This window comes from Amycolatopsis sp. NPDC051716 (assembly GCF_040681595.1).
In the GTDB taxonomy this organism is placed as follows: Bacteria; Actinomycetota; Actinomycetes; order Mycobacteriales; family Pseudonocardiaceae; genus Amycolatopsis.
On the sequence record NZ_JBFAZA010000006.1, the window covers coordinates 260453 to 269199 of the forward strand.

6 protein-coding genes are annotated in these 8747 nt (G+C 71.6%); 2 read left to right on the forward strand and 4 right to left on the reverse strand.

The window, feature by feature from the left end; genetic code table 11:
- Positions 1-2 precede the first annotated feature (2 nt).
- Together AB0M30_RS10760 and AB0M30_RS10765 are read right to left on the reverse strand one after the other, a co-directional pair.
- Complete coding sequence (locus AB0M30_RS10760) at positions 3-1061, reverse strand: hypothetical protein (protein WP_364582454.1); 1059 nt, start codon at positions 1059-1061, stop codon at positions 3-5.
- Between the two features lie 25 nt (positions 1062-1086).
- A complete protein-coding gene (locus AB0M30_RS10765; RefSeq protein WP_360182844.1) occupies positions 1087-1857 on the reverse strand; it encodes a WXG100 family type VII secretion target in 771 nt (256 codons plus the stop codon).
- Between the two features lie 142 nt (positions 1858-1999).
- Between AB0M30_RS10765 and eccCa the strand changes: the two genes are divergently transcribed.
- Positions 2000-5938 carry a type VII secretion protein EccCa gene (eccCa, locus tag AB0M30_RS10770; protein WP_364582457.1) on the forward strand — a complete coding sequence of 1313 codons (3939 nt, stop codon included), beginning with the start codon at positions 2000-2002 and terminating at the stop codon, positions 5936-5938.
- Positions 5939-5985: 47 nt separating this feature from the next.
- Here eccCa and AB0M30_RS10775 read toward each other — a convergent pair whose 3' ends face one another.
- On the reverse strand, positions 5986-6765 hold the full coding sequence (locus AB0M30_RS10775; RefSeq protein WP_364582646.1) for a transposase family protein: 780 nt from the start codon (positions 6763-6765) through the stop codon (positions 5986-5988).
- 217 nt (positions 6766-6982) lie between these two features.
- On the reverse strand, positions 6983-7606 hold the full coding sequence (locus AB0M30_RS10780) for a hypothetical protein (RefSeq protein ID WP_364582460.1): 624 nt from the start codon (positions 7604-7606) through the stop codon (positions 6983-6985).
- Positions 7607-7927: 321 nt separating this feature from the next.
- Here AB0M30_RS10780 and AB0M30_RS10785 point away from each other — a divergent pair, with 321 nt between their 5' ends.
- Positions 7928-8626: a trypsin-like serine protease gene (locus AB0M30_RS10785; RefSeq protein ID WP_364582463.1), complete on the forward strand. Its 699-nt coding sequence runs from the start codon at positions 7928-7930 to the stop codon at positions 8624-8626.
- Positions 8627-8747 lie beyond the last annotated feature (121 nt).

Genomic DNA, 8747 nt, shown 5'->3' on the forward strand with positions numbered 1-8747 from the left:
GGTCAGTTCCCGGCCGCGTCGTAGCCGACGTGCTGGCTGAAGTGCTTGCCGTTGTAGTCCAGCGCGATGTCGAGGTCGAAGTCCTGCCCGCCCGGAGCCTCCACAGTGGACTCACCGGTGGTCAGGTTGGTGTGGATGACGACCTCGTCGGCGTGCCCGGCGGCCGGGGCGGGCACCACGGGCGCGGGGGCCGGCTGGGTGACCGGCGCAGGCTGCGCCGGCACGGTCGCTCCGTTCTGCGCCGGGTCGACGGCGATCCAGCTGTTGGCCGGGTTCAGCGGGGTGCCGTTGCCCGACACAGCCGTTCCGCTGGAACCGCCGCCGGTGGCGAGCGCGGGCGGGGTGTAGTCAGTGAACGAGGGCTGCTGCGGGATCCCCCCGCCGCTCCCGCCCGCCACCGCCTGCTGCCCCGACGGGCTCGCCACCGGCGGCGGGGTCTGCGGCGCGGTGACCGGGGTGTTCCCGATCGACGGCGTCGGAGCGCCCGAGCTGCCGGAACCGTGGTGGAAGAGCTTCTCGATCTCGCCGATGACCTGCGCGAGCGTGGTGACCTGCTGGGCGAGGTCCACCGCGCCGAGGGCCTTGAGCAGCGCGCCGATCGCGGTGATGAACGCCCGCAGCGACGCGCTCGTCGCGGTCGACAAAGCGACCGCGGCACCGTAGGTCCACCAGTTCGACATCAGCGCGGCGACCGTGGGGTTCACCGCGGCGACCACCGCGCGGTAGGCCTCCTGCGCGGTCTTGATCAACGTGCCGGAGACCCCGAGGAGCTCGGCACCCTTCTGGACGACGTCGATGATCTTCGTCAGCTGGCCGAGCGAGTCGTTGATCTTCTTCAGCGCCGACTCGCTCGCCGCGCCCGACCAGATCTTGCCCAGCTGGTCGGCGGCCTTGGTCAGCTCGTTGTACATGCTCAGGAACTGCTCGGCCTTGCGGACCAGGTCCACCACGTGCTTGGCGATCTGCTCCGGCTGGCCGGTGACGATCTGCGGCAGGATCGTGATCGGGCCGCCCGAAGACGCGGTCGCGTCCATCGCGCTGGAGTTCGGGAAAGTCAGCATCGGTCCTCACAAAGGTTCAAGGAGTTCAGACGACGGAGGCGGGCCGGTAGACGCTGACCCTCGCCAGCCCACCGGTGCGGGCGTCGAGCAGCCCGTGGTTGTAGAGGCGGCCGCCGTCGCCGGCGACGCCGATGACCGGCCGGCGGTCGGAGAACAGCAGCGGCTCCACGACCACGACGTCGCCGCTGTGCACGCCGCCGGGCACGTCGGAGAACGTGCGCGCGGTGCCCGCGTAGACCTCGATGAGCCCGACCCGCGCCTGGTTGTCGGCGTCGCCGGCGAGCCAGTCGTTGAAGTCGGCGACGCCGTGGAAGCGCGTGTCGGTGATCGGGTGGTCGCCGAGCCGGCCCAGCCGCGCGTCCCCCAGGTAGCGCAGCACGTTCCCGACCGACGACGGCTCGCCGTGGGCGCCCGCGCTGTCGTTGATGGCCAGGGTGGCGAGCTCGGAAGCGTGCGAGCTGCCCCAGATCGACGACGCGGTGCTCGCGGGAGCGTGCCCGCCGCCGTAGCCGGAGGCGACGTCCCGGTCGGCCGCCTGGTAGGCGTCGGCGCTGGCCTTGACGAGCCCGTTGACCTGCTGCAGCAGCTGCAGGAGCGTCCGGACGGCGGTGATCTGGCCGGAGTGCAGGGCCGCGTTGGCGGCGGCGACCGCGCTGCCGAACGTCGCGAACGACATCGGCTGCACGACGAGCCGTTCGAGGTCGGCCACGGCGTTGATGCCGTGGGCGATGATGCCCCCGACGTTGCCCACGGCGGAGCGCATCGCCTCGGGCTCAGCCCGGTACTCGCCGGCCATGGGTCTCCTTCCGGGGGGTCTGCTCGGCTGAGCGTAGGTTCGGCCCCGGAAGCGGGCGGACGGCAAAAGTACCCACCGCGGCGGGGCGGCGAGTGGCCAAAATACCGGTCAGACCGCCCCCGAACTGGAGCAGCCTGTCCTGATGAGCCTGCCGTCCGACCGACCGAGCGAAATCGTGCTGCAGTCCCCGCCGATGCTCCCGAAGAGCTCTTCGGGCGGGATGGTGCAGCTGATGATGTTCCTGCCGATGATGCTCGGCATGGGCGCGATGTCGTTCGTCTACATCGGACGCGACGGCGGCGTGATGACCTACGTCTTCGGCGCGCTGTTCCTCTGCGCCATGGGCGGCATGGTGGTGATGTCGCTGGGCCGCGGCGGGATGGCGAAGAAGGCGCAGATCAACGACGAACGCCGGGACTACCAGCGGTACCTCTCCGGGCTGCGTGCCCAGGTCCGCGACATCGCCGACGGCCAGCGCGCGGCCATGATCGCCGTCCAGCCCGACCCGGCCGACCTGTGGGCCTACGTCGAAACCGGGAAGCTGTGGGACCGCCGGCGCACCGAGCCGCAGTTCGCGCAGGTGCGCGCGGGCACCGGGCCACAGCGGCTCGCGACGCCGTTGAAGGCGCCGCAGACCGTGCCGCTGGAGGACCTCGACCCGGTGTCCTCGACCAGCCTCAAGCACTTCATCCGCACCTACTCGACGGTGGACGGCCTGCCGGTCGCGCTCTCGCTGCGGTCCTTCGCCGCGGTCACCGTGGCCGGGCGGCGCCCCGCCGTGCTCGGCCTGGTCCGGGCGCTGCTGTGCCAGCTCGTCACCTTCCACTCCCCCGCCGACCTGCGGGTCGCGCTCTGCGTGGCCCCGGACCGCCAGCACGACTGGGAATGGGCGAAGTGGCTGCCGCACGCCACCGCGGCCGGCTCGGCCGACGCCGTCGGCTCGCGGCGGCTGGCCGACGGCACCGCGGCCGGGCTGGCCACGCTGCTGGGCGCCGACCTGGGTGAACGTCCCGCGTTCAGCCGGCGTGCGGCGGCCGAGCTCGACCTGCCCCACCTCGTGGTCCTCGTCGACGGCGGCAACGCCCACGGCGAGCCCCGGCTGATCGGCGAGGACGGCCGGCTCGGCGTCACCGTGATCGAGGTGGGGCAGGAGCAGCCGCGGGCGTCGTCGACCGAGCGGCTGCTGAGCCTGCACACCGCACCGGAGTCACTGGGGATGGTCGTCGGCGAAGGCGGCGAGCAGCGGCTGGGCTTCCTCGGCCGCCCGGACGTCCTCGACCGCGGCGCCGCGGAAGCCCTCGCCCGGATGCTGACGCCGTTGCACACCCCCGCCGCGGTCGTCGGCGACAAACCGATGTCGGCGACGTTCGGGCTGGCCGGGCTGCTCGGCATCGGCGACCCGCGCGACACCGACACCGCCGTCACCTGGGCTCCGCGCGCGGCCCGCGACCGGCTGCGGATCCCGCTGGGCGTCAACCCGGAAGGCCGTCCGGTCGAGCTGGACCTCAAGGAGTCGGCCGAAGGCGGGATGGGCCCGCACGGCCTGGTCATCGGCGCGACCGGGTCCGGCAAGAGCGAGCTGCTGCGGACGCTGGTGACGGCGCTGGCCGTGATGCATTCGTCGGAGACGCTCAACCTGGCGCTGATCGACTTCAAGGGCGGCGCGACCTTCGCCGGGATGACCGGGCTGCCGCACACGTGCGCCGTCATCACCAACCTTTCCGACGACCTCGCGCTGGTCGACCGCATGGCCGACGCGCTCAACGGCGAGCTGCTGCGGCGGCAGGAACTGCTGCACGCGGCCGGGAACTACGCGTCGGTGCGCGACTACGAGAAGGCCCGCGCGGACGGCGCGCCGCTGGACCCGCTGCCGTCGCTGCTGGTGATCATCGACGAGTTCAGCGAACTGCTGTCCTCGCGCCCGGAGTTCATCGACCTGTTCGTCGCGATCGGGCGGCTCGGGCGCTCGCTCGGGATTCACCTGCTGCTGGCCTCGCAGCGGCTCGAAGAGGGCCGGCTGCGCGGGCTCGACTCGCACCTGTCGTACCGGATCGGGCTGCGGACGTTCTCCGCCGCGGAAAGCCGGGCCGTGCTGGGCGTCGCGGACGCCTACCACCTGCCGCCGGTGCCGGGTTCGGCGTACCTGAAGTCCGACACCGAAACGCTGATCCGGCTCAAGGCGGCCTACGTCTCCGGCGAGCTGCCGCCGCGGAGCACGGTCGTGCGCGAGGACGGGCAGAAACTGGGCGTCCTGCCGTTTTCCCTGGCGCCGGTGGAAATCCCGGTGACGGTCGAGCTGTCGGAGGTGTCGCCGGCGCCTTCGGAGGAGGGCGGCACCGGGGAGACGATCATCGGCGCGATGCTGTCGCGCCTGGCGGGCCGCGGCCCGGCCGCGCACCAGATCTGGCTGCCGCCGCTGGCCGAACCGCCGACGCTGGACCAGCTGCTGCCGCCGCTGGGCGAGGACGCCGCGCGCGGCCTGTGCCCGCTCGGCTGGGGCGGCAACGGGAAGCTGACCATCCCGGTGGCGCTGGTGGACAAGCCGTTCGAGCAGCGCCGGGACATGCTGTGGGCCGACTTCTCCGGCGCGGCCGGGCACGCGCTGATCGTCGGCGCGCCGCAGAGCGGCAAGTCGACGCTGATGAAGGACATCGCGGGCATGCTGGCGCTGACGCACACGCCGGCCGAAGTCCAGCTGTTCGTGCTGGACATGGGCGGTGGCGCGCTGGCGCCGATCGCCGGGCTGCCGCACGTGTCCGGGTACGCGACCCGCCGGGACGCGCAACGCTGCCGCCGGGTCGTCGCCGAGCTGACGACGTTGCTGGAGCAGCGCGAGGAGTTCTTCGCCGCGCAGGGGATCGAGTCGATGGCGGCGTTCCGCGCCCGGCGTGCGGAGTTCACCGAGAGCACCGACGAACGCGAGTTCGGCGACGTGTTCCTGTTCGTGGACAACTGGACCACGATCCGCCAGGAGTACGAGCAGCTGGAGGAGCAGATCACCGGGCTGGCCGCGCGCGGGCTCGGCTTCGGCATCCACGTGATCGTCTCGCTCAACCAGTGGATCGGCGTCCGCGCCCAGCTGCGCGACGCGATGGGCACGCGCTTCGAACTGCGCCTGGGCGACCCGATGGACTCCTCCATCGACCGCAAGGTGGCGGCCAACGTCCCCGCCGACCGCCCGGGCCGCGGCATCACCGCGGAGAAGCTCCACTTCCTGGCGGCATTGCCGCGCATCGATGCCGACCAGCGCCCGGAGACGGTCGGCGCGGGCGGCGTCGACCTGGTCCGCCGGATTTCGGCCGCGTGGCAGGGACCGCGCGCCCCGCAGGTCCGGCTGCTGCCGCCGGAGGTGCCGCTGGACACGCTGCCCGCGGCCCCGGGCAAGCAGGTGACGCTGGGCATCGCGGAATCGACGTTGCGCCCGGTGTACCTGGACTTCGCGGCCGACCCGCACTTCATGGCCTTCGGCGACGTGGAGTCGGGCAAGAGTTCGCTGCTGCGAGCCATCGCTTCGGGGATCACGTCGGCCTACACGCCGGACGAAGCGGCGATCATCGTCGCGGACTACCGGCGTGGCCTGCTCGGCGCGGTGCCGGAGCCGCACCTGCTGGGGTACGCCGGCGCCGAGGGCAAGCTGACGGACCTGATCGGCGAGTGCGCCCAGGCGATGCGCAACCGGCTGCCCGGGCCGTCGGTGACGCCCGAGCAGCTGCGGAACCGGTCGTGGTGGCGCGGCCCGGAGCTGTTCGTGCTGGTGGACGACTACGAGCTAGTGGCGACGGTGGGGCGGAACCCGTTGCAGCCGCTGCTGGAGTTCCTGCCGCAGGCCCGGGACATCGGCCTGCACGTGCTCATCGTCCGCGGGTCCGGCGGCGCCGGGCGGGCGTTGTTCGAGCCGGTGCTGCAGCGGCTGCGGGAGCTGGGCACGCCGGGGTTGATCATGTCGGGGACGAAGGACGAAGGCGCGTTGCTCGCGGACGTGAAGCCGTCACCGCAGCCGCCGGGGCGAGGGACGCTGGTGTCCCGCCGGCACGGGACGGGGCTGGTCCAGGTGGCGTGGACGAAGCCGGCGGAGTCCTAAGGGACGTCTCGTAACTCGTGGTGTGGTTGGTGGGGCTGGTGTTGCGGTCAGTCGGTGAGGATGATGTTGTGCAGGTTCGCGATTCCGGACACCGTGTCGGCCAGGGTGCTGGCGGCGCGGCGGTAGTCGCGAAGGATCTTGAAGTTCTTCATCCGGGACAGAACGTGCTCGACGCGAGCGCGGACCTTGCGGTGGGTGGCGTTGAGTTCCTCTTTCCACTCAGGGAGTTCGCTGCCGTCTCGCGGTTTGCGGTAGGGCATGACGACCGCCGGGTTGCCTTGGTAGCCGCCGTCGGCCATGACCGGTCGACCGGCGAGTTGCTCGGCGATGCCGGAGTCGCGGTAGACGGTGCAGTCATTGCGGCTGCCCGGTCGTGGGTCGCCGGTGGCGATCACCAGCCGGGTCTCGGCGTCGATGGCGACCTGCACGTTGGTCGAGTAGCGGTAGTTCTTCGACGGTGTCGCCAGCCGGTGATCCCGGGTCGGGACCAGGGTGCCGTCCACGATCGCCACGGAGTCGACGCGGCGTTTGCGGACCGGCGCCAGCGCCAGCAACGGCCCGATCGTGTCGATCACCCGATGCGCCGCGGAATGCGACACCCCGAACAACGGCCCGATCTGCCGCATCGTCAGATTCGTCCGCCAATAGGTCGCCACCAGCAACACCCGATCTGCCAGCGGCAACGCCCACTGCCGACCTGGGCGGCCGTCAGCGATCTCATCTCCGCCGCGCTTCGCGACCAGCCGTACCAGCTTGCGGAACTGGCCCGGCTCCAGGCCGGTGAACGGGGCAATCCACTCCGGCCGCGACGCTGTGATCACCTGCACCACAACGACATGATGGGCTACCGGCCCAGTCAGCCCGACACCGGGTTACGAGACAACCCTTAGTCTTCGAGGAACGGATCGTCCTCGGCCCGCACGGCCGGCAGTTCGATCCGGGCGGCGCGCACGACCGGGAACCGGGTGATGCCCGCCGGCAGCCGGAGCAGCGGACGGTCCACTCCGGACAGTGCGACCACCGGAACGGCCCCGGGCGGAAGGCTCACCGCACGGGCCCGGTCGTCTCGGCGGCGAAGTGGTAGTAGCAGACCGCCCGGTGCTTGCCCGCGGCCCAGCTCGACGACGTCGGCGTCATGACCTGCACGCGGACATCGGGCACCGGACCGGCGCCGGCTTCGCACCGGGCCAGGGTGTCGCGGTAGAGCTCGAGGATGTCGGGCATCGGGCCCTCGCCCAGCGGCAGCACGTCGAACGCCTCGCCGGTGTGCGGCGCGGCGCACGACGTCAGGAACACGTCGGCCTCGCCCGAGGCCGCCGGGGACCAGAAGCAGTCGCGCGCGCCGAGGTCGAGTCCGTGCACCACGTTCTCGGGCAGCCGATCCTGGGCTGCCCGCTGCTGCCACCACGCCGTCCCGGTGCTGATCCGGTAGGCGAGCACGCCCATCCAGGCGGTGAAGGCGACCAGGCCGCAGACGACGAGCACGAGTCCCCGCTGCCGCTGCTTCCTGATCCGGGAGATCGCGATGGCGCCGAAGACCGGCGCGAGCAGGCCGCCGAGCAGCCCGGAGACGAGCGTGGCGACCGCGTAGCGGCTGATGGGCTGGTTGCGCAGCTCGGTGCGCATCAGCTCGTCGAAGAGCTCGGGATCGTGCTGTGGTGCTGACATGTTTCCCCTCCCCCCGGGCGGCGAACGCCCATGCGGGGAAGGCTAACCGAGGTCAGCCCGACGGCCGAGGCGAGGCGCACCTCGGACGCGCCCGGCGCCGGCCCGAGAATTGCGGGCACGCCGGAACAACCGCGCGAGAATGCATTTGAAGGCCCCTTCATGGCCGCTGCCGCAGCGACAGGCGGTCACACGCTATCTCCGGGACGGTGGGTTACCGACTTCGGTAGGTTCCGAAAATCCTTCACGGCTCTTACGTTGAGCTGGACGTCCCGTTCGGGACGGATATCCGGATCACCTGGGCCGAAGGGCATTTTCATGCGAATGTCGAGGGCTGTAGGCGCGGTGGGTGCGGCCGCCGCGGCGCTGAGTCTGGTCTCAGCGGGGGTGGCGGACGCCCAGCAGGACATCATCGGCGGGAGCACGGTCTCCTCCGCGCCGTGGGGCGCCCAGATCTACTGGAACAACGTGACGACGTACGGCGGTTTCGAGTGCTCGGGGACGATCATCGCCCCGCAGTGGGTGCTCACCGCCCAGCACTGCCTGAACTCGCCGGGCATGCACGTCAAGGTCGGCAACGTGACGCTGCAGCAGGGCACGAACGCGAACGTCGACCAGCAGAAGGCCTCCCCGAACGGGGACATCGCCCTGCTGCACCTGACGACGGCGGTCAACACGACGTACATGAAGCTCGGCACCGGCAACCCGCCGACCGGGTCGACCAACCAGATCTACGGCTGGGGCCGCACCCAGGGCAGCAGCCCGCCGTCGAGCACCCTGAAGACCGCCAACGTGCGCGTGACGGGCCTGAGCTCGGACGCCTTCGGCGGCACGGCGATCGCCAGCCAGGGCATCAACGGCTCGGCCTGGCACGGCGACTCGGGCGGCCCGGAGCTGTACAACGGCGCCCAGGTCGGGGTCTGCTCGACGGGCAGCAACTCCGGTTCGAACCCGCAGGGCACGCAGAACTACGCGAGCATCGCCTCCAGCCGCAGCTGGATCCGCACGACGACCGGCGTCTGACACCGGCGACCCCGCGTGCCGGCCGCCCCGGGGGGCGGCACGCGGCGCCAAAACGCGGCATGAAGTTCCGCCCCACCCTGCTGCGCGGCGGCAAGTACGCGACCGGCCAGCCGGGGCCCGC